Source organism: Mesorhizobium sp. M0563, from assembly GCF_040321065.1.
GTDB lineage: Bacteria > Pseudomonadota > Alphaproteobacteria > Rhizobiales > Rhizobiaceae > Mesorhizobium.
The window spans coordinates 1-26,763 of record NZ_JAMYQV010000006.1 but is presented as its reverse complement, the minus strand read 5'-3'; the positions used below and the strand labels follow the sequence as shown (position 1 = coordinate 26,763).

20 protein-coding genes and 1 pseudogene are annotated in these 26,763 nt (G+C 63.1%); 13 read left to right on the top strand and 8 right to left on the bottom strand.

Translation table 11 applies throughout. The features are described 5' to 3' along the window. Window positions 1-197 precede the first annotated feature (197 nt). On the bottom strand, window positions 198-1,103 hold the full coding sequence (locus tag NKI50_RS10310; protein WP_023718050.1) for a branched-chain amino acid ABC transporter permease: 906 nt from the start codon (window positions 1,101-1,103) through the stop codon (window positions 198-200). Between the two features lie 160 nt (window positions 1,104-1,263). Here NKI50_RS10310 and NKI50_RS10305 point away from each other — a divergent pair, with 160 nt between their 5' ends. From NKI50_RS10305 to NKI50_RS10255, 11 genes are all read left to right on the top strand, one after another. After that, window positions 1,264-1,887 carry a CGNR zinc finger domain-containing protein gene (locus NKI50_RS10305; protein ID WP_023718049.1) on the top strand — a complete coding sequence of 208 codons (624 nt, stop codon included), beginning with the start codon at window positions 1,264-1,266 and terminating at the stop codon, window positions 1,885-1,887. Beyond that, on the top strand, window positions 1,880-2,425 hold the full coding sequence (locus tag NKI50_RS10300; RefSeq protein WP_023718048.1) for a hypothetical protein: 546 nt from the start codon (window positions 1,880-1,882) through the stop codon (window positions 2,423-2,425). The genes NKI50_RS10305 and NKI50_RS10300 overlap by 8 nt, the downstream gene beginning before the upstream one ends. A gap of 224 nt (window positions 2,426-2,649) precedes the next feature. After that, entirely contained in the window at window positions 2,650-6,129 is a 3,480-nt protein-coding gene (locus tag NKI50_RS10295; protein WP_352716438.1) for an indolepyruvate ferredoxin oxidoreductase family protein, read from the top strand. A 152-nt stretch (window positions 6,130-6,281) separates the two neighbouring features. Further along, on the top strand, window positions 6,282-8,594 hold the full coding sequence (locus NKI50_RS10290; RefSeq protein ID WP_023718046.1) for a putative bifunctional diguanylate cyclase/phosphodiesterase: 2,313 nt from the start codon (window positions 6,282-6,284) through the stop codon (window positions 8,592-8,594). A 148-nt stretch (window positions 8,595-8,742) separates the two neighbouring features. Further along, complete coding sequence (locus tag NKI50_RS10285; RefSeq protein WP_023718045.1) at window positions 8,743-9,522, top strand: N-acyl amino acid synthase FeeM domain-containing protein; 780 nt, start codon at window positions 8,743-8,745, stop codon at window positions 9,520-9,522. Window positions 9,523-9,647: 125 nt separating this feature from the next. Then, window positions 9,648-9,797: a DUF3096 domain-containing protein gene (locus NKI50_RS10280; RefSeq protein WP_023718043.1), complete on the top strand. Its 150-nt coding sequence runs from the start codon at window positions 9,648-9,650 to the stop codon at window positions 9,795-9,797. Between the two features lie 236 nt (window positions 9,798-10,033). Then, complete coding sequence (locus NKI50_RS10275) at window positions 10,034-10,258, top strand: aa3-type cytochrome c oxidase subunit IV (RefSeq protein ID WP_023718042.1); 225 nt, start codon at window positions 10,034-10,036, stop codon at window positions 10,256-10,258. 81 nt (window positions 10,259-10,339) lie between these two features. Continuing rightward, window positions 10,340-11,614 carry a Re/Si-specific NAD(P)(+) transhydrogenase subunit alpha gene (locus NKI50_RS10270; protein ID WP_352484384.1) on the top strand — a complete coding sequence of 425 codons (1,275 nt, stop codon included), beginning with the start codon at window positions 10,340-10,342 and terminating at the stop codon, window positions 11,612-11,614. Beyond that, window positions 11,614-12,036 carry an NAD(P) transhydrogenase subunit alpha part 2 gene (locus NKI50_RS10265; RefSeq protein WP_036244434.1) on the top strand — a complete coding sequence of 141 codons (423 nt, stop codon included), beginning with the start codon at window positions 11,614-11,616 and terminating at the stop codon, window positions 12,034-12,036. The genes NKI50_RS10270 and NKI50_RS10265 overlap by 1 nt, the downstream gene beginning before the upstream one ends. A 6-nt stretch (window positions 12,037-12,042) precedes the next feature. Next, window positions 12,043-13,440 (top strand): NAD(P)(+) transhydrogenase (Re/Si-specific) subunit beta, encoded by a 1,398-nt coding sequence (locus tag NKI50_RS10260; RefSeq protein ID WP_352484385.1) that lies wholly within the window; start codon window positions 12,043-12,045, stop codon window positions 13,438-13,440. A gap of 140 nt (window positions 13,441-13,580) precedes the next feature. Beyond that, window positions 13,581-15,047 (top strand): hypothetical protein, encoded by a 1,467-nt coding sequence (locus tag NKI50_RS10255; protein WP_352484386.1) that lies wholly within the window; start codon window positions 13,581-13,583, stop codon window positions 15,045-15,047. Window positions 15,048-15,150: 103 nt separating this feature from the next. Here the strand turns inward: NKI50_RS10255 and NKI50_RS10250 are convergent, their stop codons facing one another. From NKI50_RS10250 to NKI50_RS10235, 4 genes and pseudogenes are all read right to left on the bottom strand, one after another. Then, window positions 15,151-16,068 carry a hypothetical protein gene (locus tag NKI50_RS10250; RefSeq protein WP_023718037.1) on the bottom strand — a complete coding sequence of 306 codons (918 nt, stop codon included), beginning with the start codon at window positions 16,066-16,068 and terminating at the stop codon, window positions 15,151-15,153. Window positions 16,069-16,316: 248 nt separating this feature from the next. Beyond that, window positions 16,317-18,788 (bottom strand): DNA topoisomerase (ATP-hydrolyzing) subunit B, encoded by a 2,472-nt coding sequence (gene gyrB / locus NKI50_RS10245; RefSeq protein WP_352716434.1) that lies wholly within the window; start codon window positions 18,786-18,788, stop codon window positions 16,317-16,319. Between the two features lie 146 nt (window positions 18,789-18,934). Then, a complete protein-coding gene (locus NKI50_RS10240; RefSeq protein WP_352716432.1) occupies window positions 18,935-21,601 on the bottom strand; it encodes a caspase family protein in 2,667 nt (888 codons plus the stop codon). 58 nt (window positions 21,602-21,659) lie between these two features. Next, window positions 21,660-22,228, bottom strand: a pseudogene (locus NKI50_RS10235) (NADPH-dependent FMN reductase). A 184-nt stretch (window positions 22,229-22,412) separates the two neighbouring features. Here NKI50_RS10235 and NKI50_RS10230 point away from each other — a divergent pair. After that, a complete protein-coding gene (locus tag NKI50_RS10230) occupies window positions 22,413-23,786 on the top strand; it encodes a cytochrome P450 (RefSeq protein ID WP_023718033.1) in 1,374 nt (457 codons plus the stop codon). 27 nt (window positions 23,787-23,813) lie between these two features. On the opposite strand, the gene NKI50_RS10225 is transcribed toward NKI50_RS10230, so the two are convergent. Beyond that, window positions 23,814-24,788 carry a complex I NDUFA9 subunit family protein gene (locus NKI50_RS10225; RefSeq protein WP_352716429.1) on the bottom strand — a complete coding sequence of 325 codons (975 nt, stop codon included), beginning with the start codon at window positions 24,786-24,788 and terminating at the stop codon, window positions 23,814-23,816. A gap of 243 nt (window positions 24,789-25,031) precedes the next feature. Here NKI50_RS10225 and NKI50_RS10220 point away from each other — a divergent pair, with 243 nt between their 5' ends. Further along, entirely contained in the window at window positions 25,032-25,301 is a 270-nt protein-coding gene (locus NKI50_RS10220) for a hypothetical protein (RefSeq protein WP_352484389.1), read from the top strand. A 57-nt stretch (window positions 25,302-25,358) separates the two neighbouring features. Here NKI50_RS10220 and NKI50_RS10215 read toward each other — a convergent pair whose 3' ends face one another. Beyond that, window positions 25,359-26,360, bottom strand: coding sequence for an Ldh family oxidoreductase (locus NKI50_RS10215; RefSeq protein ID WP_023718030.1), 1,002 nt, complete (start codon window positions 26,358-26,360; stop codon window positions 25,359-25,361). A gap of 33 nt (window positions 26,361-26,393) precedes the next feature. After that, a partial coding sequence (locus tag NKI50_RS10210; RefSeq protein WP_352716426.1) for an ABC transporter permease subunit occupies window positions 26,394-26,763 on the bottom strand: 370 nt, incomplete at its 5' end.

Here is a 26,763-nt window from a genome sequence, read left to right as displayed (position 1 = left end):
TCCCTTGTGTCAGAGCGCGGCGGTTCCCTGTCCGTTGCGCCGCTGTGGACCAACGGTATGCAGTGCGTGGTTCGGCGGGTCAACACGGGCCTGCCCGCATAAACACAGTTGTGAGGTGACGACCGGCAAAAAAGCTGCCGCGTCCTTTGCATGTCCAAGGACATGCGGCTCTTTCACCAACCAAAGTCGGGTGCGGCTCAGGCGATCTTCTGTTGGTCGCGGCCGGCGCCGATCAGCACAAGCATGGCGACGAGGAACAGGTACATCCAGGCATCGCGCCATTCGAGCGGGAAATAGCCGGCCCATAGCGATTCGGCCATGCCGAAAGCGGCGGCGCCCAGTGCCGCCCGCAGCGGCGAAAGATAGCCGCCTACTGCCGTCACGAACAGGATCTTCAACCCGTAGACCAGGCCGGTGCCGAAGCTGATGTTGCCGTAGTAGAAGCCGGCGAGCACGCCGGCCAGCGCAGCGCAAAGGCCGCCGAAAAGCACCGCACGCCGAAACACCGCGCGGACATCGACACCGCACATCGCAGCAGCCTTGGGATCGTCGGAAACGGCGCGCCAACTGCGGCCGAAGCTCGAATGTGTGAAGCCCCACGCAGCCAGCGCAATGGCCGCCAGCACGGCAGCGCAATCGAGCAACTGGATCAGCGTCAACGTCGCCTTGAAGCTGGCACTCTGCGCGAAGACGATGGTCTGGGCCAGCATCGGTGGCAACCACAGATCGTGGGTGTTGGCGGCGATGCGGCTGGCTTCCGACAAGACCAGCAATATACCGAGCGTTGTCACCACGATCGCATTGGGCGAGCGGTCGGCCAAGGGTTCGAAGATGCTTCGTGACAGAACGTGGCTGATCAGCGCCGCGTAGAGAAACGCCGCAACTATGCCGAGCGCGACCGATGCAAGCAGCGTCAGCCACAGTGCCTGATAGCCGAATGCCGCGGTGAGGATCATCGTTTGCCCGCAAAAGGCGAACAGCGCGCCATAGGCAAGATTGGTGCGGTGCAGGATGCCGTTAGTCAGCACATAGCCGAAGGCAAGCAGTGCGTAGAGCGCGCCCGAATGCAGCCCGTTCAGAACCTGCTGGAAGAAATAGAGCATGCAAAATCCTCGGTGCATGGCTCCGAATAATCGGAAATCGACTTTCGCTGGGATCATGCACAAAATCAAAGTGCTACAAGCCGCGGCGCTCGCAGCCGTGAAGAGCGTTGCACTCGGAATCTAACTTGTCAAATGCGATTTATCGGTTAGATTTCATCGCATGACGGTATCCTGGACTCCGCACCGCTTCACCGGCGGCATGCTTGCGCTCGACACGGCGAACACCGTTGTGCTGCGGCACCATCCGGAGAAGACCTTCGACCGTTTCGACGATCCCGCCGAGATTGCCCGCTTTGCCGAAGCCGCCAGCGGCTTTCGCGCCGCCGAGCTCGGCGGCAGGCGGCTGGAGGCCCCGTCGCCGGACAAGATCGCGCCGGTGGTACTGTCGATCCGCGAAACCACCGATCGGCTGTTTCGCCGCGCGGTGTCGAAAGGTGCGATCGCCACCGCCGACATGCCTGAATTCCTGGAAGCCTGCGCCGACGGCCTCGCCCATGGCCGCACCGAAATCGGGACGCTTGGAAAACCGTTCGGCGACCCGGCGACGCCGATCGCCTTTGAGGCGGCATTGGCGGTCTCGGCGCTGTCGCTGCTGCGCGGCGACACCATCGCCAGGCTGAGGATTTGTCCCAACTGCAGCTGGCTGTTTGTCGACCGAAGCCGCAATTCCAGCCGCCTTTGGTGCGACATGGCGGTATGCGGCAACCGCCAGAAGGCAAACCGTCACTATCGCCGCCGGACGGCGGCGAACGAGGTCCACAATGGCGAGGTCCAGAATGGCTAGGCTGTTTTCGCGCTCGATCGTTGTCGGGGTTGCGCTGATTGTGGCTGCAGCGCTCGGCGCCTGTCGCGAGACGGGCACGGACGACAACGGCGATGGCAAATTGTTCGAGATTTCAGGCAAGATATTCGTGTTCAACTATCGCCTCGCCAGGGCGACCTACCTCGTTACGCTGCGGCCGTTGCGGCCGATGGGGGAGGGGCAGGTCGCGGTCGCCAGCTTCCAAAACCCGGCCGGCGGCGAGCCGCTGGCAGTCGAGCAGAAAATCTGGCCGAAGCTCGACAAGGTGACGCTGGAGAGTCCGGCGCTTCAATGCGTCGTCAAGGACAAGCCTTACGCGATCGCGATCAGCATCAAGGACGCTGACGGCACGATCCTCCAGAAGATCGACACCACTCTGATGTCGACGGAGGACCAGTCCGTCCTGCCCGACCGGCCGCTGGTCATCGATCAGCTTTATACGCCCAATCCGGACCTTGCCGGCCACCCGGACGGCAAGTTGCCGAACGAACCTAAGCCCGACTGTTCGAAAGGTCTCTGACGCATTTTTCGACGGCATCGGATGGCGCGGAATTTTATTGCTGTCGAAAACAGCCGACGCGCGGTTTCTTACGCCGGCGGGCGCGGCGTTGATGATTTGTTGCGGACCGCCTGGCGGCTTCGATTTTGTTTGACCTCCCCGGCAAGGGAAGAAAGACTATAGGTACTTGACTCCGACGTTGGCCGCGCACCCTCCAGGTGCGGCTTCCGCACAGGAAATGCCTGATGACGCTGCACAATGTCGCGCTCGACGACAAGTTCGACCTGGCAAAGGAGCGCATCTTCCTGTCGGGTGCCCAAGCAGTCATCCGCATGCTTCTGATGCAACGCGAGCGCGACCGCCGGGCTGGCCTGAACACCGCCGGTTTCGTCTCCGGCTATCGCGGCTCGCCGCTCGGCGGCCTCGACATGCAGCTGTGGAAGGCCCGGGACCAGCTCGCGCAGTCGGACATCGTCTTCCAGCCCGGTCTCAACGAGGAGCTCGCCGCCACCGCCTGCTGGGGCTCGCAGCAGGCCGAATTGCTGGGCGAGGGCACTCGTGACGGCGTTTTTTCGGTCTGGTACGGCAAGGGTCCGGGCGTCGACCGCTCCGGCGACGTGTTCCGTCACGCCAATCTCGCCGGCTCGTCGAAACATGGCGGCGTGCTGGCCCTGATGGGTGACGACCACATGGCCGAATCCTCGACCAACGCGCATGCCACCGAGTTCCTGTTTGTCGACACCATGGTGCCGATCCTCAATCCGGCCGGTGTCCAGGAGATCATCGACTACGGCCTCTACGGCTTTGCCATGTCGCGTTTTGCCGGCACCTGGGCGGCGATCAAATGCGTCAAGGACAACATCGAATCGACGGCCTCGGTCGATGCCGCGCTCGACCGGCTAGATATCGTCATCCCGGACTTCGACATGCCGCCCGGCGGCCTCAACATCCGTAACGAGATCGACATGCTCGGCCAGGAGGAGCGGTTGCATGAATACAAGCGCGCCGCTGCTTCGGCCTTCATCCACGCCAACGGGCTGAACCGGATCGTCTATTCAGGCGGCAGCAGCCCGAAGCTTGGCATCGTCACCATCGGCAAGAGTTATCTCGACGTTCGGCAGGCGCTCGAAGACATAGGCATCGACGAAGTGGCCGCCAATCGTATCGGTATCAGGCTGTTCAAGGTCGGCTGCCCGTGGCCGCTCGACCTGCAGCACATCGCCGACTTTGCTCGCGGCCTAGACACCATCGTTGTCGTCGAGGAGAAACGCTCGCTGATCGAGGTGCAACTGCGCGAGAACCTTTACGGCACCGCCACGCAGCCGGTCATCGTCGGCAAGAAAAACGAACGCGGCGACTGGCTGTTCCCGGCCAAGGGCGCGCTCGACCCCAACGACATTGCCATCGCACTCGGCGAGAGGATCTTGCTAACGATCGGCCCGTCGGAAGAAATTGCCGCGCGGGTGGCGAAATTGCGCCAGTTCCAGGCGATGCTGGCCGACACGTCAGACATCGCCTCGCGCACGCCCTTCTTCTGCTCCGGCTGCCCACACAATTCCTCGACCAAGGTGCCGGACGGCTCGCTCGCCGCCGCCGGAATCGGGTGTCATTTCATGGCGCTGTGGATGGACCGCAACACCGTCGGCTTCACTGCCATGGGCGGCGAGGGCGCGCAGTGGGTCGGCCAGGCGCCGTTCTCGAAGCGCGAGCACATCTTCCAGAATCTGGGCGATGGGACCTACAACCACTCGGGTGTGCTGGCGATCCGCTTCGCGCTGTCGACCGACGCCAACATCACCTACAAAATCCTCTACAATGACGCCGTCGCGATGACCGGCGGGCAGCCGCACGAGGGCGGCCTGACGGTGGACATGATCGCCAGGCAGGTGCGCGCCGAGGGCGTCGAGCGCATCGCCATCGTCACCGACGAGCCGGACAAATATACCGGCAAGGTGGAATTTCCCGCCGGCGCCACCATCCACCACCGCGACGACCTCGATCTCGTCCAGCGCGAGTTGCGTTCGGTCAAGGGCGTCTCGGTGCTGCTCTACGACCAGACCTGCGCCGCCGAGAAGCGCCGCCGCCGCAAACGCGGCACCTTCCCCGATCCCGACAAGCGCATCTTCATCAACGAGCTGGTCTGCGAAGGTTGCGGCGATTGCGGCGTGCAGTCGAATTGCGTCTCGATCCAGCCGGTCGAGACCGAATTCGGCCGCAAGCGCAAGATCGACCAGTCGAGCTGCAACAAGGACTTCTCTTGCGTCAATGGTTTCTGCCCGTCCTTCGTCACCGTCCACGGCGCCAAAATCAGGAAAGCCGAAGGCATAGCCGGCGCGGCCGACCCGCTCGCGGGGGTGCCGGCGCCGGCGCAATTTACGCTCGGTGAACAAGGCTGGGCGGCAATCATCGACGGTGTCGGCGGCACCGGCGTCGTCACCATTGGCGCAGTGCTCGGCATGGCAGCCCACCTCGAAGGCAAGGGCTGCGGCATGATCGACATGGCCGGCCTCGCACAAAAGGGCGGCTCCGTGTTCACCCATGTCCGTATTGCCCGCACGCCGGACGACATCCACGCCATTCGCGTATCGGCCGGCAAGGCCGATCTCGTGCTTGGCTGCGATCTCGTCGTTTCGGGTGCAAAGAAGGTGCTGGCCGCGGTGCGCGAAGGCTATACCATCTTCCTCGCCAACACCGCCGAGATCATGCCGGGCGAGTTCGCCCGTTCGGCCGATTTCTCGCTGCCTATCGAGCGGCTGAAGAAAGCGATAAGAACTGCCGCGGGCGACGACAAGGCGCATTTCTTCGACGCCACCCGCACCGCCACCGCGCTGTTCGGCAGTTCGCTCGGCGCCAACATGTTTATGCTCGGCTTTGCCTTCCAGCATGGCGGCTTGCCGCTGTCGGACGAGGCGGTCGAGAAGGCAATCGAGCTCAACGGCGAGGCGGTGGCGATGAATATCGCGGCATTTCGCTGGGGTCGCCGCGCCGCCCACCAGCCGGATTTCGTGCGCGGCCTTCTCACCCAGCCGGGCAAGGCCACGCAGCCTGCCGCGATTGCCGAGACGCTGGCCGACATCATTGCCCGCCGCGTCGCCTTCCTGACCGCCTATCAGAACGCCGCCTATGGCAAGCGCTATGCCGACAGACTGGCAGCGCTGCGTAAGGCCGAAACCAAGGTCGTGCCCGGTTCGACCGTGGTGACCGAAGCTGCCGCAAAGAACCTGTTCAAGCTGATGGCTATCAAGGACGAATACGAGGTGGCGCGGCTCTATACCGACGGCTCCTTTGCCGCAGATCTCGCAAAGCAGTTCCAGAGTTACGACAGGCTCGAATTCCATCTCGCACCGCCGATCATGGGCAGGCGCGGCAGTGACGGCAAGCCGAAGAAATCGAGCTTTGGTCCGTGGATGATGAACGGGTTCCGCCTGCTGGCGGCGATGAAGGGCCTGCGCGGCACCGCTTTCGACCTGTTCGGCTACAGCGCCGAGAGGCGTATGGAGCGGCAGCTTCTTGCCATCTATGAAGCCGACCTGGAGCTTGTCGCCGGCGCGCTGGCACCGGGCAAGATCGAGGCCGCTGCCGCGCTTGTCTCGGTGCCGGCGCTCATCCGCGGCTATGGCCACGTCAAGCGGGCCAGTGCCGAAAAAGCCGCCGGCGAACGCCAGCGTCTGCTCGACCGCCTTTCGACGGCGCCACTGCGGCCGCAGCTTCAAGCCGCCGAATGATTCCGCACCGTGATACGCCTTGTTTACCTGAACGGTAGTTTCCCTGTTTCCGCAGCGTCAGCGGGGGATCCCGGCAGGTCTCAAACCGCCTCTCTAAACCTTTCTTAAGGCCAATGTGACACTGCTGGGTTCCCAAGGGTTGGGATCCAGGCGTGAATCTGAAAAGACAAAACGAGATTCCGGTCGACGTTTACATTCCGTTCGTGGAAACTCTGTTTCGCGACGGCGTTACGCTTTCGATCGGCATTGTCGCGCAGACCTTCCTGATCGGCCTTGTCTGGTGGAAAAGCGGCGACCCGCTTTATCTGCTTGTCGCGATCGCGATGGTTCTCGTCGGCATCTTCCGTATGAGAAACTTCCGCAAATACAACAGCTTGCCCCCGCCGGCGACCTGGGAAGAGGCGCACAAGCGCGAGAACGACTACATCCTCTATGGCTCCTTGCACGGGCTCACGCTTGGCGCCTTCTGCCTGCTTGGCATCTATTTTGCGCGCGACAATTTCGCTGAGATCGCCTCCGTCTGCCTGACGCTGGCCACGGCCACCTCCATTGCCGGGCGCAACTATGGCTCCCCGCGCATGGTCACCATCCTGACGCTTGCCTTGACGTGGCCGATCTCGTTGGGGTTCCTTTTACGTGGCGATATCTACCACATCCTTCTCGGGCTCCTGTCCGCCCCATTCCTGTTTGCTATTCGCAAATTCGCCGACACGGTCCGCGACGTGCTTTTTGCCGCCGTCTCGGAGGAAAAAAAGGCGAACCGCATCGCACAGCGTTTCAACCGCGCCCTCAACACCATGTCGCATGGTCTTGTCATGCTCGGTCCGGACGGCCGGGTAGCGGTGGCCAATGCCGAAGCCGCGCACCTGATGTCGCTCAAATCGCCGGATGCCTTGCTCGGACGGTCGATCCACGGTCTGCTGATGCGCGGCGTTGCCGGCGGCATGCTGGCGCCGAAGGATTGCCGCTACATCGAAGCCCAACTGACGCGCGCCCTGCGCGAGGGCCGCGACCGCAAGGTTCTGGTCTCGCTCGCCAACGGCCAGCACTATGAATTTTCTGCCCGGGAAGGCAGCCAGGAACTGGGCGTCATCACTTTCGAGGATGTGACCGCCCGCGTCGAGGCGGAGGACAAGATCCGCTTCATGGCGCGCTACGACAGTCTCACCGGTCTGCCCAATCGCGCCTATTTCCATGAGCTGGTCGTGGAGGCCATGGCCTCGGGCGATCCGGATCGTCTCTGCGGGCTGGTCGTGCTCGACCTCGACGATTTCAAGAGCGTAAATGATACGCTCGGCCATCCGGTCGGTGACGGTTTGATCTACGCCGTCGCTGAGCGGCTGGCCGCGATCGCCGGGCCAGGTATCACCGTCAGCCGCTTCGGCGGCGACGAGTTCATGATCTTCTTCGAACGCATCGAAGATGAAAGCCATCTGACCGGCCAGGTTGATGAGATCTTTGTCAATCTACAGGGCGAGGTCGATGTCGCCGGCCACGGATTGCGCATCCAGGCCAGCGGAGGTGCGGCGCTCTCGCGGGTCAGGGATACCGACGTCGATGCCATGATCGTCAAGGCCGACCTTGCACTCTACAAGGCAAAGGAGCTTGGCAAGAACGGCTGGCGGCTGTTCGAGGCCTCCATGGACGCTGCCTTCCGCAGCCGCCAGCTGATGAAGGCGGATCTGCGCAGTGCGGTGGAAAACAAGGAGCTGCGAGTCGTCTACCAGCCGATCGTCGCGATGAACACGATGCGGATCGCCAGTTGCGAGGCGCTGTGCCGCTGGGATCATCCCGACCTCGGGCCGATCTCCCCCGGTATCTTCATTCCTCTTGCGGAGGAAATGGGCATCATTTCCGACATCAGCACTTTCGTCCTGCATGCGGCCTGCACGGAATGCGCCAAATGGCCGGCCCAGACCAGCGTGTCGGTCAATCTCTCGGCCAAGGATTTCCGCAATCGTGATGTCATCCAGAAGGTTCGCGATGCGCTGGCCGGTTCCGGTCTGCCGGCCGACCGCCTCGAGATCGAGGTCACCGAGACGGCGCTGCTCGATGACAAGTCGCTGACACGCCAATATATCGAGGAATTGAAGCGGCTCGGCGTTCGCATCGCGCTCGACGATTTCGGTACCGGTTATTCGAGCCTCAGCTATCTCCACAAACTGCCGCTCGACAAGATCAAGATCGATCGCTCGTTCCTGATCGACGTTACCCAGAACAGCCGGTCGCTCGAATTGCTCAAGGGCATCGTCAACCTGTCACGGCCGCTGGGACTTTCGGTTACCGTCGAAGGTGTCGAGACCTTCGAACAGCTCAAGATTCTAGCATTGCAGGTCAAGCCGGACCTGGTCCAGGGCTTTCTGTTCGGGTCGGCACTCAGCGCGTCCGGCATCGAGACGATGTCAAGCACCGTCTGGCCATTCGCCAAAGACATCCAGACCGCAAGGAAGGCGCCGCGGCGCTGATTTGCGCTGAAAACCGCGTATTTTAGTATAATTTTATTAATTGTTAACCTTAACGAGCGGTAAACGAGCTCGTACTTATTTTCATCTTTACATCTCATGACCCGTCCGTAGTGTCGGCTGGTGGCGGTAATCGCGGGGAATAGAGTTCATGTGTGCCCAGTTGAGTTCGCTCGGCCATGCGGCGAGCGCGGGCGGTGAAAATTCGTCCGAAACTATGTCTAGTTTCGCCAGGAATGTTTCGGCGATGCTGGAGCGGACGGAATACCGCCGTTGCGACAAGGGCGAGGATCTCGAGGACATCTATCGCCTGCGCTACAAGTCGTACCGTTCCAACGATATGGTTCCCGATAACGAGAACCACACCATTCACGACGAACTCGACGAGGTGCCTAACGTCTTCCGGTTCGGTGTCTACATCGACCAGGAACTCGTCAGCACACTGCGTATTCATCACGTAACGCTGTCGACGCCAAGATCGCCTTCCACCAAAGCTTTCGGTGACATCGTCATGCCGATGCTCGAGGAGGGCATGAGCTTCGTCTGCCCCAGTCGGTTCGCCTCCGACCCGGAATGGTCGCGCGTCTATCCGCAAATACCCTATCTCACGCTGCGGCTCGCCGGCATGGCATGTTTTCACTTCAACGCGCCCTATTGCCTTTCGACCATCCGCGAGGATCACGCCGGCTTCTACAAGCGGATCTACTACGCCGAGAAGATCAGTGAGCCTCGTGCCTATCCTGGCGTCTATAACAAGGTCGTGCTCTACCGTGCTGATGTTGGCGCTATTCGCGAACGGTCGCTGTCGCGCTTTCCATTCTTCCGTTCGACGCCAATGGAGCAGCGTATGTTATTCAATGCGCCCGGTGCCGGCGAACTCGCTCCGCTGACCATCCTGCCAACCGCCAAGTATTTTCGCGAAGCCGCCTGAACGAGCCCATGGAGCCTTCCGGTAGCTTCGGCGTTCTGGATAACGGCAAGGGTGCTGGTGGTAGGTCGGCACGGCCGATATCCGCCACGTATCGCTTCGACAGCCATCCGATCAAAGGAACCGATATGACCATTTCCACGCTCGCCCTCACCCCGCTTATCTCACTGATTGCAGGCGTGCTGATCCTGGTGATGCCGCGGCTGCTCAATTATATCGTCGCCCTTTATCTGATCGTTGTCGGCCTGCTCGGGCTGTTCCCGCATCTCGCCAGCTAACGACATCGGCAATAGCGGACCTGCCATCCATTGTGATTGGTATCGCCGCGCTCCGACCCGCCTCGTTTCAGGGGTTGGGTCAGTCATAGCCGCTGCGCACGTTGCGCCACATCATTGACGCAGCGATTTCAAGTTTCGCTTGAGACTGTTGGCTGCGGCGATGCGGCAATAGCGCCATTGCCCTTAACGCGGCTTTTCGCTATGTGCCTGAAAGATGTCTTCGAAGGGGTATTCCTATGGCTGAACACACGCCGACCGGTCCTGTCGAACTGGGCGCGAAGATGGACTATGCCGAGCACGACCGCACCTATGCCGGCTTCCTGATGCTGGCCAAATACGGGTCGCTGTTTTGCGCCGCAGTGCTTCTGGCCATGGCGTTCGGCTTCTTTGTGGGCGGCTTCTTCTCGGGGACCATCCTGTTCGTTCTGATCCTGGCCGTCGGCGCCTTTATTCTCCGATAACTCCTCCAATTTTTGTCGAGGACGCCGCCGGGGGCCGGCCGGCGTCTTGCGGTAACGGGTTGCGGCCGAAAGGATCATGCGGTGGGACAGACGGTTTTCATCCCTCGTGAGCTCGACGCGAACGAACCGCGCGTCGCGGCCTCGCCCGACACGGTGAAGCGGCTGGCGGCGCTGGGTTTCGACGTGGTCGTCGAAGCTGGCGCCGGCGCGGCGTCGCGCATTCCCGACGAGGAGTTTGCCAAGGCCGGCGCCGCGATCGGCAAGGCCGGCGATGTTTCCAGGGCTGATGTCGTGCTGAAGGTGCGCCGGCCGAGCGATGCCGAGCTGAAAGTCTATCGGCCGGGCACTGCCGTGATCGCCATCATGGATCCCTATGGCAACGATGCCGGCGTCGCCGCGTTGGCCAGGGCCGGTGCTACTGCTTTTTCCATGGAGTTCATGCCGCGCATCACCCGCGCCCAGTCGATGGACGTTCTATCCAGCCAGGCGAACCTCGCCGGCTATCAGGCGGTGATCGACGCGGCTGCCGAATATGACCGGGCGTTGCCGATGATGATGACGGCGGCTGGCACGGTACCGGCGGCGAAGGCCTTCATCATGGGCGTCGGCGTCGCCGGTCTGCAGGCCATCGCCACCGCGCGCCGCCTCGGCGCCGTGGTCACCGCCACCGATGTGCGCCCGGCTGCCAAGGAGCAGGTTGCTTCGCTCGGCGCAAAGTTCCTGGCGGTCGAGGACGAGGAATTCAAGGCGGCCGAGACGGCCGGCGGCTACGCCAAGGAAATGTCCAGGGAGTATCAGGCCAAGCAGGCGGCGCTGACCGCCGAGCACATCGCCAAGCAGGACATCGTCATCACCACCGCGCTGATACCGGGCCGGCCGGCGCCGAAGCTGGTTTCTGCGGCAATGGTCGCCTCGATGAAACCCGGCTCGGTGATCGTCGACCTTGCGGTCGAGCGTGGCGGCAACGTCGAGGGCGCCGTTCCGGGGCAGGTGGTGACCACCGCCAACGGGGTAAAGATCGTCGGCCATCTCAACGTTCCCGGTCGCGTCGCCGCCTCCGCCTCGCTGCTCTATGCGAGAAACCTCTATGCCTTCCTCGAGACGCTGGTTGACAAGGCGACGAAGACGCTTGCCATCAACCGCGACGACGAGCTGGTCAAGGCAACCATGCTGACCGATGCCGGCAAGGTCGTGCATCCCGCCTTCGTCAGGGCTGAGCAGGAGCCGCCAAAGGGCCAACATGTCGAACCGCCGGCCATTCCGGCCAAGACGATGGTTGCCGAGGCTTCGGCAAAGCCGGCTGCGAAGAGGCCGGCCGCTTCGAGGAAGCCCAAGACCACCGGAGGGATCGCGTGATGGATCAGACCCTGCAGAAAGCCCTCGACCAGCTCGACCAGGCCACAGCTGCCGTCCGCCTTGCGGTCCAGAACCTGGCCACCGCGCCCGGCACCGAGGCCGCTGGTGACGCCGCGCACGCGCTGTCCGGCGGCGCGATCGATCCCTTCGTCTTCCGCTTCGCCATCTTCGTGCTGGCGATCTTCGTCGGCTACTACGTCGTCTGGTCGGTCACGCCGGCGCTGCACACGCCATTAATGGCGGTCACCAACGCCATTTCCTCCGTCATCGTCGTCGGCGCGTTGCTTGCCGTCGGCATCTCGGCCTCGGGCATCGCCACCGGCTTCGGCTTTGTTGCGCTGATGCTGGTATCGGTCAACATCTTCGGCGGCTTCCTCGTCACCCAGCGCATGCTGGCCATGTACAAGAAGAAGGAAAAGTAGGCCGCTATGAACGCCAACTTCGCCTCCTTCCTCTATCTGGTCTCCGGCATCCTGTTCATCCTGGCATTGCGCGGCCTGTCGCATCCGACCACCAGCCGCCAGGGCAACATGTACGGCATGATCGGCATGGGCATCGCCATTGTCACGACGCTGGCGCTGGCCACCCCTTCCGCCGGCCGCTTTGCGCTGATCGTGCTCGGCCTCGCCATCGGCGGCTCGGTCGGTGCGGTCACGGCACGGCGCATTGCCATGACCTCGATGCCGCAGCTGGTCGCCGCCTTCCACTCGCTGGTCGGTCTTGCCGCGGTCATGGTGGCGGCCGCCGCCATCTATGCGCCGGAAAGTTTCGGCATCGGCACCGTCGCCGATATCCATGCCCAGGCGCTGATCGAGATGAGCCTCGGCGTTGCCATCGGCGCCGTCACCTTCACCGGCTCGGTCATCGCCTTCTTGAAGCTCGACGGCCGCATGTCGGGCAAGCCGATCATGATCGGCGGCCGTCACTTCATCAACGCAGCCCTGGGCATAGCGCTCATTGTGCTGATCATGCTGCTCGTCACCACCGAGTCCAAGCTGGTGTTCTGGCTGATCGTTGCCGCCTCGCTCGTGCTCGGCGTCCTTCTCATCATCCCGATCGGCGGCGCCGACATGCCGGTGGTCGTATCGATGCTCAATTCCTATTCGGGCTGGGCAGCGGCGGCACTCGGTTTCACGCTCGGCAATCTGGCGCTGATCATCACCGGCGCGCTGGTCGGCTCATCGGGCGCCATCCTGTCCTACATCATGTGCAAAGGCATGAACCGAAGCTTCATCTCGGTCATCCTCGGCGGCTTCGGCGGCGAGACATCAGCCGCTGCCGACGACGGCATCGAGCGCACCGTCAAGCAGGGCTCTGCCGAGGATGCCGCCTATCTGATGATGAATGCGCAAAAGGTCATCATCGTGCCGGGTTACGGCATGGCCGTCGCCCAGGCGCAGCACGCGCTGCGCGAAATGGCCGACAAGCTCAAGGCCAACGGCGTCGACGTCAAATACGCCATCCATCCGGTGGCCGGCCGCATGCCCGGCCACATGAATGTGCTCTTGGCGGAAGCCAACGTGCCTTACGACGAAGTGTTCGAGCTGGAGGACATCAACTCTGAGTTCGCGCAGGCCGATGTCGCCTATGTCATCGGCGCCAACGACGTCACCAATCCGTCCGCCCGCGACGACAAATCGTCGCCGATCTATGGCATGCCGATCCTCGACGTCGACAAGGCGCGCACCTGCCTGTTCGTCAAGCGCTCGCTCGGGTCCGGCTATGCCGGCATCGACAACACGCTGTTCTACAAGGACGGCACCATGATGCTGCTCGGCGACGCCAAGAAGATGACCGAGGAGATCGTCAAGGCGATTGATCACTGAAACGGCGTCGTTGCCAACTCACTGCCGGTCGTCGAAATACAGCCCTGGCTCCGCGCCGGGCTTTTTCTTGGCTGTTACCGGTTCTGAAGCTACGATAGCGACCCGTCGTCTTGTCTAACGGCGTCATCGGTGGAGGTGCTGTGCCCGACCCTGGTTCTGCCGCGTCGCCGGCCGCCGATCTGACCGCAGCAGAGAAGGTGCCGCGCAAGCGCAGCCAGGCGGTGGTGGTCGTGCACGGTATGGGCGAACAGCGGCCCATGGACACGTTGAGGGGATTTGTCCAGGCCGTTTGGAGCCACGATCCGGCCCGTGCTCCGTTCTATGCCCATGTCGCTGATCCGGCCGACCCAATGGGTGCGAAGATCAACCAGAGCTGGATCACGCCCGACAGCCGGACCAATTCGCACGAGCTTCGCCGGATCACCACACCGTATGATGTCGATGGCCGCCGCACCGATTTCTACGAGCTTTACTGGGCCGACATCACCCAGGGCACGACCCGGAGCCGCCTTGCTGCCTGGGTGACGACCCTGCTCTGGCGCAAGCCCGCCGATATTCCGCGCGATGTGCGCAAACTCTATGTCGTCACGCTTTTGGCCACCATCGTCGTCCTTGGCGCGGCGCTGGCGCTCGCAACGTCGGCCTGGCAAGGCTATATCTCCTGGACGACCGGCGTGCTTGTCACCGTCCTGGCGTCGTTCGTTATCTGGTCGGTGGACCAGTTTGGCCTGCCCTATTTCGGCGATGCCGCCGCCTATGTGCGGGCCGAAGCGGCGACGGTCGAGAAGCGCGCGCTGGTCCGCGAGCGTGGCCTCAAGCTGCTGAAGCGCCTTATGGTGGACGACGCCTACGACCGCATCGTGCTGGTCTCGCACAGCCTGGGGTCGATCATAGCCTATGATCTGTTGCAGATATTATGGGCCGATTTCAGGCCTCGAAAGCTGGAAGCCATTCGCGACAGAGCGAGGCTGAAGGCGATCCACGCCGTCGATAAGGCGATGCTGGCCACCGATGCTTCCGCCTGGCCCGACCGCCTCGATGACCTCCCCACATTCCGGCGCGGCCAATGGGAACTCTACCGGCAGCTTCGCGACAGTGACGCCGATCATCCGCTGCCGTGGAAGATCAGCGATTTCGTCACGCTCGGCAGTCCGCTGACCCACAGCGAGTTTCTGGTGACCTACAATCTTGCCGAGTTCAGGCGCGGCATCGCCGAGCGGCTGTTCTCGGCATGCCCGCCGATCGCCGACAGGGCGGCGGGCGGGACTATGCTCTATCAGGAAGGCCGCAGCCATTCGGGCAAGCCACAGCGGGCGGTGCATCATGGCGCGATGTTTGCCGCGATGCGCTGGACCAACATTTTCGACAGAGGCAATGGCTGGTTGACCGGCGACCCGATCTCCGGGCCGATGACGGAGAACTTTGGTCCGGGCGTGGAAAACATCCAGGTCGAGCTGCGCGGCTCGCTCGGCCGCGTCTTCACACACACGCTCTACTGGTCGTTGACGGCGAGCGGCGTCGAGGCCAACGCACCGTCCGGCGTGCCGCGCTCGCACCTTGCCGTGCTGCGCGATGCGGTCGATCTCGGCCGCAAGCTGGGGGACTGAGCTGTCGGTGGCGAGCAACGCACGACAATGCTGCGCCGACAGCTCAAAGCAAGGTCCGCTTCGGGGTAATCTTCGAAGCGGACCGAGTTCGCTTAGGCGCCGATCAACGATTGGTCAGGAAAATCGCTTCCTCGTCGTCGCGCTGCCTGCCGCCAAGTGCTGCAGCCGCACTGGCAATGAAAGCCCCGACGACCAGCGACAGCGCGCCAATCAGTGAGAAGGTGGCGCCTGCCTTTCTGGCGGTGTCGGCCGCCTGCTGGGCCTTGACCTTGGCCTCCTGCGCTTTGGCGATTACCGCATCGACGCGAGCGGTGGCATCGGCTTCGGACAGGCCTGTGCGGGCGGCCACCAGCCGCGACAGATAGGTCTTGTCGTCGGCCGATATTTCGCCTGCTGCGGCACTCGCGATCAGAATGCGCGATGCCTGCGCCGTTGCCGCGGCGTCGCTCTCCGGATTGGCGGCAGCGAGCCTTGCCGGATCGGCCGGGCGGAACAGCGTATCGACGAAATACGATGTGGCGTTGTCAGTCGAGGCGCCACCAGCGTTTGCAGCAGCACCTGCCGAAGCGCCCATTGCCGCGCCGGATGCCACAGTCGAAGCGGCCTGGACACCGGTACCTATCGCGGCCGAAAGCGCCGTGCCGAGCACGCCGGCGACGAGCAGCGTCGCCAGCGCCCAGGCCAGGAAGCCGTGAGCGGTATCGCGGAAGAAGACTTCATCGGTGTGGATGCCGACCCATTTGGTGCGCAGGCGTCCGGCGAGGTAGCCGCCGAGGGCCGACGACAGCCACTGCACGACGATCAGCCAGACGGCGGTGGAAACGGCGAAAGTTGTGACTGACGCACCCGAGCCGGACCATGGCGACACCATGCTAAGTCCAAGCCCGGAGCCGAGCAGCATCAAGATGAAGGTAAGCGTCGACGCAGCAAAGGCGCCGGCGACGATTGGTCCCCAGCTGACGGCGGGGGATGAGGATTCCGTCGGTGCGGAAACCTCGGTAGTCGTTAGGGTGGACGGCATGGAAGCCTCCTACCTTGCAAAAAGCAGAATCAGAATAATGATCGGAATCGGGACTCCGAGAAGCCAGAGCAAAATGCCACGTCCCATGAATGCCTCCTGCGGCGATTGTGATCAACTACAATGCCTTGAAAGACTTTCCGTTCCGGGAGATCCTCGGTGATCTTTGTTGCGGTGCAGCAGTCGGCGTCGGTGCGCCAAGATGCACCAATGCACTTCATGCCTGCAGGCTGGGTATTCTGGATGGCGGCTCAGATGTCCAGATTGGCGACCGACAGCGCGTTTTCCTGGATGAATTCGCGCCTTGGCTCAACCTCGTCGCCCATCAGTCGCGAAAACAGTGAGTCCGCGTCAGTCGCGTCATTGACCTTGACCTGTAAGAGCGAGCGCACATTCGGGTCGAGCGTCGTTTCCCAGAGCTGCTCGGCGTTCATTTCGCCAAGGCCCTTGTAGCGCTGCATGGTCAGACCCTTGCGGCCGGTGGCAAACACGGCATTGAGCAGTGCCAGCGGCCCCGAAATTGTTTCGGAGACATCCTTGCGGCGCAGCACCGGCGGCTCGCCATAGATTTCTGCCAGGCGCGGCGCATAGCGGTCGAGCTGGCGTGCGTCGGCGGAATTGATCAGCGCCAGGTCGAGATGCGCGAACTCCTTGACGCTGCGCACCGTGCGCTCGAATACATAGCCGCCGACGCCCTCGTTGGAGGTCGACATGCGGCCTGTCCAGCCGCGCTCGGTGTCCTCGGCGATAATGTCGAGACGGCGGGCAACGCGCTCGGCCATCTCGTTGGCGCGACCGAGGTCGGTGAAGATTTCGGGGTTGAGCGCGCCGGCAATCGCTGCCTGCTCCACCACGCCTCTGTTATAGCGCGTATGCAATCCGTTGATGAGTTGGCGGACAGCCAGGGCATCGTCGATGGCGCTGCGCAGATCCTGTCCGGCCCGCACCTCGCCCGTGCTGAGCGCAAGCGACGCTTCTTCCAGCCCCGAGCCGATCAGGAATTCCTCGAAGGCGGCTTCATCCTTGATATATTGCGAGCTCTTCCCTCGTGTCACCTTATAGAGCGGCGGCTGCGCGATATAGAGATGACCGCGTTCGATCAGTTCCGGCATCTGGCGGAAGAAGAAGGTCAGCAGCAAGGTGCGGATATGGGCGCCATCGACATCGGCGTCGGTCATCAGGATAATCTTGTGGTAGCGCAGCTTGTCGGCATTGAACTCGTCCTTGCCGATCGAGGTGCCGAGCGCAGTGATCAGCGTGCCGATCATGTCGGAGCCGAGCATGCGGTCGAAGCGGGCGCGCTCGACATTGAGGATCTTGCCGCGCAGCGGAAGAATGGCCTGGTTCTGGCGCGAACGGCCGCCCTTGGCCGAGCCGCCGGCGCTGTCGCCCTCGACGATGAAGATCTCGGATTTCGCCGGATCGCGCTCCTGGCAATCGGCCAGCTTGCCGGGCAGGGAGGTGACGCCGAGCGAGCTCTTGCGGGTGATGTCGCGTGCCTTGCGCGCGGCTTCACGCGCGGCAGCGGCCTGGATGACCTTCTCGATGACCGCCTTGCCCTCGGTCGGGTGCTCCTCGAGCCAGGTGCCGAGCGCCTCGTTGACGAGCCCTTCGACCACCGGGCGAACCTCGGACGACACCAGCTTGTCCTTGGTCTGCGAGGAGAATTTCGGGTCGGGAACCTTGACCGACAGCACCGCGGTCAGCCCTTCGCGGCAATCGTCGCCGATCAGCGACACTTTTTCCTTCTTGGTCAGGCCCGAGGAGTCGCCATAGCCGGTTATCTGACGTGTCAGCGCACCCCGGAAACCGGCGAGATGCGTGCCGCCGTCACGTTGCGGGATGTTGTTGGTGAAGGCCAGCACGTTCTCGTGGTAGCTGTCGTTCCACCACATGGCGACTTCGACGGTGATGCCGTCGCGCTCGGCGCGGATCGAAATCGGCTTGTCGAGCAACGGCTTCTTCGTTCGGTCGAGATATCGGACGAACTCTTCCAGCCCGCCATCATAGTGCAGTTCATGGCGCACGATGTCGGCATGGCGGGCATCGGTCAAAACGATGCGCACGCCGGAGTTCAGGAAGGCGAGCTCGCGCAGCCGGTGCTCCAGCGTACCATAGTCGAACTCGACCATGGTGAAGGTCTCGGACGACGGCAAGAACGTGATTTCGCTGCCGCTGCGCCCTTCATAGGTGCCGGGGACCTTGTCTTGTTCATAACTGCCGGTGATGCGCAGCGGCGCGTCGGCATCGCCATGCGTGAAGCTCATCTCGTAGATCTGGCCGTTGCGACGGATCTTCAGTTTCAGCCAGGCCGACAGTGCGTTGACGACCGACACGCCGACGCCGTGCAGGCCGCCCGACACCTTGTAGGAGTTCTGGTCGAACTTGCCGCCGGCATGCAGCTGCGTCATGATCACTTCGGCCGCCGAAATGCCTTCGCCGGTGTGGATATCGGTCGGAATGCCGCGGCCATTGTCGATGACCGTCACCGAGCCGTCCGGATTGAGCGTCACCGTCACCAGGTCGGCATGGCCCGCCAGTGCTTCGTCGATGGCGTTGTCGACCACCTCATAAACCATGTGGTGCAGGCCCGAGCCGTCGTCGGTGTCGCCGATATACATGCCCGGCCGCTTGCGAACGGCGTCCAAGCCCTTCAAAACCTTGATGGAATCGGCGCCGTATTCGGCTTCAACGCCGTTGGCGATGTCGGTCTGGTCGCTCATGAAAACCTGTCTGATTGGTGCCGTGTGCAGAGCGCGAAAAATCGGCGTCGAATCGCGCATTCCTAGTGTCGTAGATATAGGCGCAAAAGGCGGTTTTTCCAAGGTTTGCAGGCATTTCCGAACGGAATGACCGTCGCGTGAACCCGCTACCGGCGCCTGGCTTCGATCCTGGCCAGCCGCTCACGCAAAAACTTGATCATGAACTTGTATCGCGGCGCCAGCCGACCGGTCCGGTCGAGCTCCAGCGTCATGTCGAGTGCCTTGGAAAGGACGGCTTTCGGGTCCTTTGCGACTTGGGCGTAGTCGATATAGGCAACCACCAGGTCGCGCTGCCAGGTGGCGTTGTCCGGATCTGACTGGGCAAGTTTCTCGCGAATGGCAAGGCTGTCCTGAAGGGCTTGCCGGGCTCCCCTGACGTCGCGCTGCCTGAGGCGGAGCGTGGCGACTTCGGACAGCGTTATCGACAAGTCCCGCTGCCAGTCGGAATTGGCGGAATCGAGCTTCGCCAGCCTCTCCGCAATCGCGTAGCTGTCCAGATAGGCTTTCAGTGCGCCTTTGTGGTCGCCCTGTATCGCCAGGACGCCGGCGACCTTCTCGAGGCACACGGACAGGTCGCGCTGCCAATCGGTGTTGTTCGGGTCGCCGGCGGCGAGCGCGCTGGCTTGCGAGAGTGCCTGACGATAAGCCGAAAGTGCCGCCGGCCAATTCTGCTGGTCGCTCAGCGCGTTGCCGACCTTGGCGTTGCCGACGGACAGGTCGCGTTTCAGCTCGGTGTCGTCCGGATCGCGTTTCGCCAGTTGCTTGACGATCGCCAGGCCTTCCTTGTAGGCCGTCAGCGCCCCAGCGGCGTCGCCGCGTTCGCGCAGCAGGTCGCCTATCGTATCGTGGCTGACCGAGACGTCACGCTGCCGATCGGCGTCTCCCGGTCTGTCCGCCGCCAGCGCCAGCCGCACCTTCAGGCTCTCTTGATAGGCCGCCTGTGCGTTGTCCAGTTGACCTGCGACATGGGCAAGGTGGCCGATCTCATCATAGGTGATGGTCAGGTCGCGCTGCAGTTCGGCACGGTCGGGCTCTCCGGCAGCGAGCTGTTTCTTGATCGACAGGCTTTCCTGATAGACCTGTGCGGCGCCGGCCAGATCACCTTGCGTCGCCAGCACGTTACCGATCTTGTCGTCGGTCATGGCGAGGTCGCCGAACCACTCCAGATTGTCCGGCTCTGCCTCGGTCAGGTCCTGCAGAATGGTCTTGGCCGTTTCATAGTTTTGCAGCGCTGCCGGCAGATTGCCTTGCGCCATCCGCACGTTGCCGAGCTTGACGTGGCTGACGGCGAAGTCGCGCTTCACGTTGGGATCGGTTTCGTGGCGCGACCGCCGCTCGAGATCGGCTTGCAGCGCCTCGAAGGCGCGGCCAGCAGCATCGATGTTGCCGACCGTGGTATAGAGCTTGCCGAGCTCGTCCAGCGTGCGGATCAAGCGGTCGGCGTCGTCGAGCGACAGCACCACCTGTCCGGCTTCGCCATAAAGCGTGAGCACGGATTCATAATCCTTGATGGCTGTGGCGTAGTCGAGGTCGGCGCGCGCTGCCCCGCCGGACAAATAGCGCGTCGCGGCTTCGGAAAGCGTGCGACTGACGAAATTGGCCTTCAGCGCGTTGCGCGAGATATTGTCGATCTCGGCTGCTTCGGCAAGCTTTTTCCGCGCGGCATCGAACGCTCCCAGCGAAAGCTGCTCTTCCGCCTGCCGGCGCAACGCTGCCACTCTGAGATCGTCGGAGGAAAGCGTCTGCATTTCGCTCCGCACCTTGACGAAGGCGTCGGCTGCCTCACGCAGCCTGGCGTTCAGACTGTCCGCGGAGAGGCGGCCGGCATCGGAACTGATCAACGCGCCATAGAGCGGTGCCAGCGGCATGTCGGCGTCGCTGGCGATCTTTTCCACCTCGCCACGCATCGCGGGCGTCACCTCGGCCATGGCCAGCAACAAGCGTTCGCGCTCCGGCAGTTTCTCCTTGGCTGTCGTGGCAAAGAACAACTGCGGCAGGCCGCTCTCGACATAGGGCAATTGCCTGCCGCGCGAGAGATCGTAGACCTCCTGCTGCACGAGCGTCAGCACGGAGCGGATCTCAAGACCCTCGGTGCCGAGGTATTTCGTCAGCGCCGCGGTGAACGGCGAATTCTGGCCGGTCCCATCCGAGGCGGTCTCGCCGGGCGCCGCCGAGAAGGCAAACAGGATGTTTTCTGCCCGCCCGATGCGGCCAAGACCCGGCCGGACCTTGTCGCTGACCTCTTTTACCAGCGCCGTTGCGCCGCGGCCTTCGCCGCCCGTGGCAGCAAACGGATCGCTGCGGCAGGCATCGAGCACGATCAGTCCGACCTTGCTGGTGGCGGCGACGGCCGCGCGGATCTCCTCCAGCGGCAGGCTGGTCCCTTCCAGCGTAGCGAGCGACGACGCGTCTGCATCCACCGGCAGGAGCCGATTCTCGCCGGCGATCTCGACGCCGTGGCCGGAGAAGAACACCAGTGCCACGTCGGCGCCTTTAGCATCCTCGCGGAAATCGTCGAGCGCCCGGCGCATGCGCCGCAGGTCGCGGTTGGTTTCGAGGAAGACCTCGAAACCGAGCTTCCTCAGCACCGTTTCCATGACCTCGCCGTCATTGACGGGATTGGCGAGCGGCCGGATCAGCCGGTAGTCGTTCTCGGCGATGACCAGCGCAACGCGCCGCTCCGCCATGGCACCGGAGGCCGTCGAGAGGATCAGCAGCACAGCAAACAGAAGACGCAAATCGAACCGCCCCGGCCCGGTCATTTCCCGGAGCATTCCATCTCTTTATGGCATGAGCAAGTTATGGCATCGGCAAGCCCGGCCGTTCGCGTTGTTAGCTGGCGCGCATCGGCCTCAGCGCTTCGCTCCAGCGGGACAGCTCGTCCAGCATGGTCTTGGCTCCGCCGAGCACCTGCTCGCTGGGCAGGAAGGCGCCGGTCTCGTCGAGCAGCTTCTGGTACATCGGGAGCGCCACGCCTTCCGGAATCGGCATGACGCCGACCGCGGTCAGCAACGGTTTGACCGCCTGCGCCGCTCGTAAGCCACCGGAGACACCGCCGTAGCTGAGGATGGCGGCCGGCTTGTAGGCCATTCCCTGAGCAGGTAGTCGACCGCGTTGACGATCGCGGGGGCTGCGAAATAATTGTATTCCGGCGCTACGAAGACGAACGCGTCGGCGGCGTCGATTGCTTTCGACCAGGCTTTCGTGTGGCTGTTTTCGTATCTGCCGAGTCTAGGATGATGCGGCTCGTCCAGCACCGGCAGGTTGAAGGCGGCGATATCGGTGAGCAATGGCTCGAATTTGCCGTGTTCGCGCGCAAAACTTTCCAACCACCTTGCGAAAACGGGTCCGGCGCGGCCCGGCCGCGTGCTGCCGATGATGACGTTCAACTGGTGCTTCAAGGCAGGCTCCCGCCGGTTAGTGGCATCTGTGGTGCTGCCACCTAAGACACACAGCCGGACACAGCAAGCAGGCACTTTCCGGTGCCCCGGTCACATTCCAGAGAGCGGATGCTTCGCCTTGTCGTCCGGCCACATGGACGCTTGCCTTGCCAGCCACTACATTGAGGGGTCAGCGGAGCAAGCCATGGACAGTCAGCCCGTCCCCTTCGTCCCGCCGGCGCCGAAGCCGCGCACCGCGCCGCCTTCGACGCTGGAGATGATCCGCATTGTCTATCGCAATCCGCTCGAACTGTGGGGCGAGGCGACCTACAACGAGCCCTGGATTTCGGTGAACGGCGTCGGTGGGCCGCTGGTCATCGCCAACGATCCCGGCCTCATCCGCCATGTGCTGGTCGACAACGCCAAGAACTACAAGATGGCGACGGTGCGCCAGAAGATCCTGCGGCCGATCCTGCGCGACGGGCTGCTGACCGCCGAAGGCGAGGTGTGGCGGCGTTCGCGCAAGGCGATGGCGCCGGTATTCACGCCGCGTCACATTTTCGGCTTCGCCGAGCCGATGCTGAAACGCACGCTCGAATTCGTCACCCGTTACGAGCAAGGTGGCACGTCGGATATCGCCCACGACATGACGCTGCTCACCTTCGACATCCTGGCTGAGACGCTGTTTTCGGGCGAGATATCGGGCGAGCCGGGCAGCTTCGCCAAGGAGATCGACCGCCTGTTCGAGACGATGGGCCGGGTCGATCCGCTCGACCTTTTGCGTGCGCCCGATTGGCTGCCGCGCCTGACCCGCATCCGCGGCCGCAAGACCATGGCCTACTTCCGCAAGATCGTCACCGACACGGTGCAGATGCGCGAGGCGCGGCTGAGGCGCGCTCCGGACACGGTGCCGCAGGATTTTCTCACGCTGCTGTTGAAGGCGGAAGGACCGGGCGGGCTGACCCGGGCCGAGGTCGAGGACAACATCATCACCTTCATCGGCGCCGGCCACGAGACTACAGCCAGGGCGCTCGGCTGGACGCTCTACTGTCTCGCCGAAGCGCCATGGGAGCGCGAAAAGATCGAGCACGAGATCGATGCTGTGCTGGCGCGTGAGCCCGACCCGACGAAATGGCTCGACGCCATGCCGCTGACCCGTGCCGCCTTCGACGAGGCGCTCAGGCTCTATCCGCCGGCGCCCTCGATCAACCGCGAACCGATCGAACCCGAAACCTGGAACGGCCTCTATATACCGCGACGCGCCGCGGTGCTGGTGATGCCGTGGGTCGTCCATCGCCACAGGAAATTATGGGACCGGCCGGACGCTTTCATGCCGGAGCGCTTTCATCCGGGGAATCGCGAAAAGATCGACCGTTTCCAGTATTTGCCGTTCGGCGCCGGCCCCCGCGTCTGCATCGGTGCCAGCTTCGCCATGCAGGAGGCGATCATTGCGTTGGCGATCATGCTGTCGCGCTACCGTTTCGACACCACCGCGGAGACCCGCCCCTGGCCGGTGCAGAAGCTGACGACGCAACCGCAAGGCGGGCTGCCGATGCAAGTCACCCGGCGCGCCTCGTAAGCGGCTGAACGTCCATTCGCGCCGGTATTATGCGGCGGACTTGCGTTGGAACTGGCCCGCGGCGCGGTAGCGCCAGAGATAGCTGGGCAGGATGGTTCCGATCGACCGTGGCTGGATTCCGAGGCCGGCGAGCGTCCTGTTGTCCTTGACGGCGGCATCCGACACGACATTGTGCTGGCGCAACAGCAGGACCTGGTCCTTGGTCAACAACGGATTGGGCAGCAGCCCGAGAATTGATGCCTGGAGGTTCGCCAGCCACCACGGCATAGGCAGCAAAAACCGCTTGCGTTCGATGATAACAAGCGATTCTTGCATGCATTCCTTGAAAGTGAGCACCTGCGGCCCGCCGAGCTCATAGATATGGCCGCCCTGGACCTTGCCGTCGACCGAGTGCGCCACCGCTTCGGCGACGTCGCCGACATAGACCGGCTGGAATTTCGTCTGACCGCCGCCGATCAGCGGCAGGACTGGGGAAAAGCGGGCCATGTTGGCAAAGCGGTTGAAGAAACCGTCCTCCGGCCCGAAATTGATCGATGGCCGCAGAATCACAGCGTCCTGGACCGTCTCAAGAACGGCCTTTTCGCCAAGCGCCTTGGTGCGCGCATAGTCCGATTGTGCGTGGAGATCCGCGCCCAGAGCCGAGATGTGGGTGAGGCCGGCGCCGACGGCGCGCGCCGCTTCAGCGACAGCGCGCGCGCCGAACTCGTGGACGGCAGTGAATTTCTGCCGGCCGGCCTCATGCGCGATCGCCACCAGATTGACGACATGGTCCGCGCCTTGCACGGCGCGGTCGACCGACCAGCGCACCCGGACATTGGCCTGCACCGGCTGGATCTGCCCGACATTGCCGAGCGGCTGCAGGTGGCCGGCGAGATCGGGCCGACGGCAGGCGACCCGGATGCGGTAGCCGCGCCTGGCCAGCGCCCGCACGACATGACGACCGACAAAGCCGGAGCCGCCGAACACGACGACGAGCTTTGGGGTCTGCAGGATTTCGGTCATGGCTGGCTCCGGCGGGCTATCCAGATGGCTTGGTTGAAGCCGTTTCATAGTCCGTTTCGCGCCAAAGGCAAAGGGCGACCATAGGTCGCCCGGCATTGTTGAAGCATGATTTTCCGGATCCGCTCGAAACGGCAGAAAACTCCGCCGAGGCCCGGCTTTGCGGTAACTCCATTCGAAACAGGAACCTTTGTTCGGTCGGCGATTTTAGATGTATGGTTTGATTCCGAATGAAGGATATTGCCAATGACAAAACGCGTTGCGATCTTCGCTCTGGCATTAGCAGCAGGCTGCAGCATTGGCGCCTCGGCATTCGCCGGAAACCGGCATCACCACCAAGCTCAACCCGAACGTTATGTTCCCGCCAACGGCGACATCATCGAGTTCCTGTTCGGTGGCCCGCGCTACTATGACAACCACCTGTTCACGACAGCCGCCGAACCCTGCTCCTACAACAGGGTAGGACCGGACGCGAATGCGGCGAACGTCATCAACGATCATTATTGCGGGAAGTAGGCTCGCGCTGCCGGATCGGCCGGCCTCCTCAGCCGCTCATCGGACAAACGAATTTCTTCAGGACGAATAGCGCGCGGCGAATTCGGAAATGCGTTGCACCACAGCTTTCGGCGCGCTTATGCCGCGCGCCGCCGCCTTCTCCGCGGCCTCGGCCCGGGCACGCCCCGGCACATGCACGCCATAGCGCCGCCGCAACCGGTCGAGCTGGTCCTTCATCCGTTTCTCGAAGTCCGGATCGAGCAGCTTGGGCTCGACGGCGAGCACGAACAGGCCGGTCCCCGGACTGTCCTGCCCGCCGTCGAACCATGGCGCATCGAGCGACCAGTTGGCGCCCGACAGGCCGGCAGCCAGCACCTCGACCATCAGCGCGATGTTGGCGCCGCGCTGGCCGCCGAAGGCAAGCATGGCGCCTTTCATGGCGGCTGCCGGGTCCGTGGTTGGATTGCCGCTGGCGTCCAGTGCCCAGCCTTCGGGGATCTTCTTGCCGTCCTCGGCCGCCTTGCGGATGTTGACGAAGGCGGTGGCGCTCGACGACTGGTCGATGACCAGCGGCGCCCCGTCCGCGGCCGGTGCGGCAAAGGACATCGGGTTGGTGCAGTAGACCGGCTTGACCGAGCCCGAGCCGGCAAGCACGGCCGGGCCGTTGGTCGCGGCGAACGATACCAATCCCTGCGAGGCCAGCCGTCCGGTGAAATAGCCGAGCGCGCCGCACGTATAGGCATTCTTCTGCGAAAAGATGGCAACGCCGAACAGCCGCGCCGCCTTGGCGAGGTCATCGATCGTGCGGTCGAAACCGGTATGCGCCAGTCCGCCGCGGGCATCGGAGAGATAAACCGCGAGCGCTGGCCTGGTGATGACAGGATCGGCATTGCCGTCGATACGGCCGGCTTCCAGCGCTTCGAGATAATCAATGAAATGCGACAGCCCGACGGTCGATAGTCCTTCAGCCTCGGCCGCGACGATCGAGGCAGCCAGCGACTGCGCCGCCTCTTCGTTGGCGCCGGCGCCAAGTGCGGCCATCCGGCACAGCCCTGTCGCCTGGTCGAGACTGAGTTGCATGGTAGCTGCCCTGAATTCGCGACTTTAACAGCTTTAGCCTAGCTTGCTCGGGATCCGTGCCTCGAGCCGGCGGAAGCCGAACACCAGGATACCGGTGATGGACATATAGACCAACGCCAGAAGCAGCAAGGGTTCGTAGGTGACGAAGAGATCCTGGCGCACCCGCGAGGCTACGGCATAGATGTCGACCATGGTTATCGTTGCCACCAGCGGTGTTGCTTTCAGCTGGAGAACGGTTTCACCCGCCAGCGTCGGCAGCGCCCGGCTGATCGCCTGCGGGAGCCATATTCGCCCGAAGATTTTCCAACGGCTCATGCCGAAAGCGCGGGCCGCCTCGAGTTGGCCGTGCGGTACACCGGCGAAGGCGCCACGCATCACTTCACCTTCATAGCTGGCATACGAG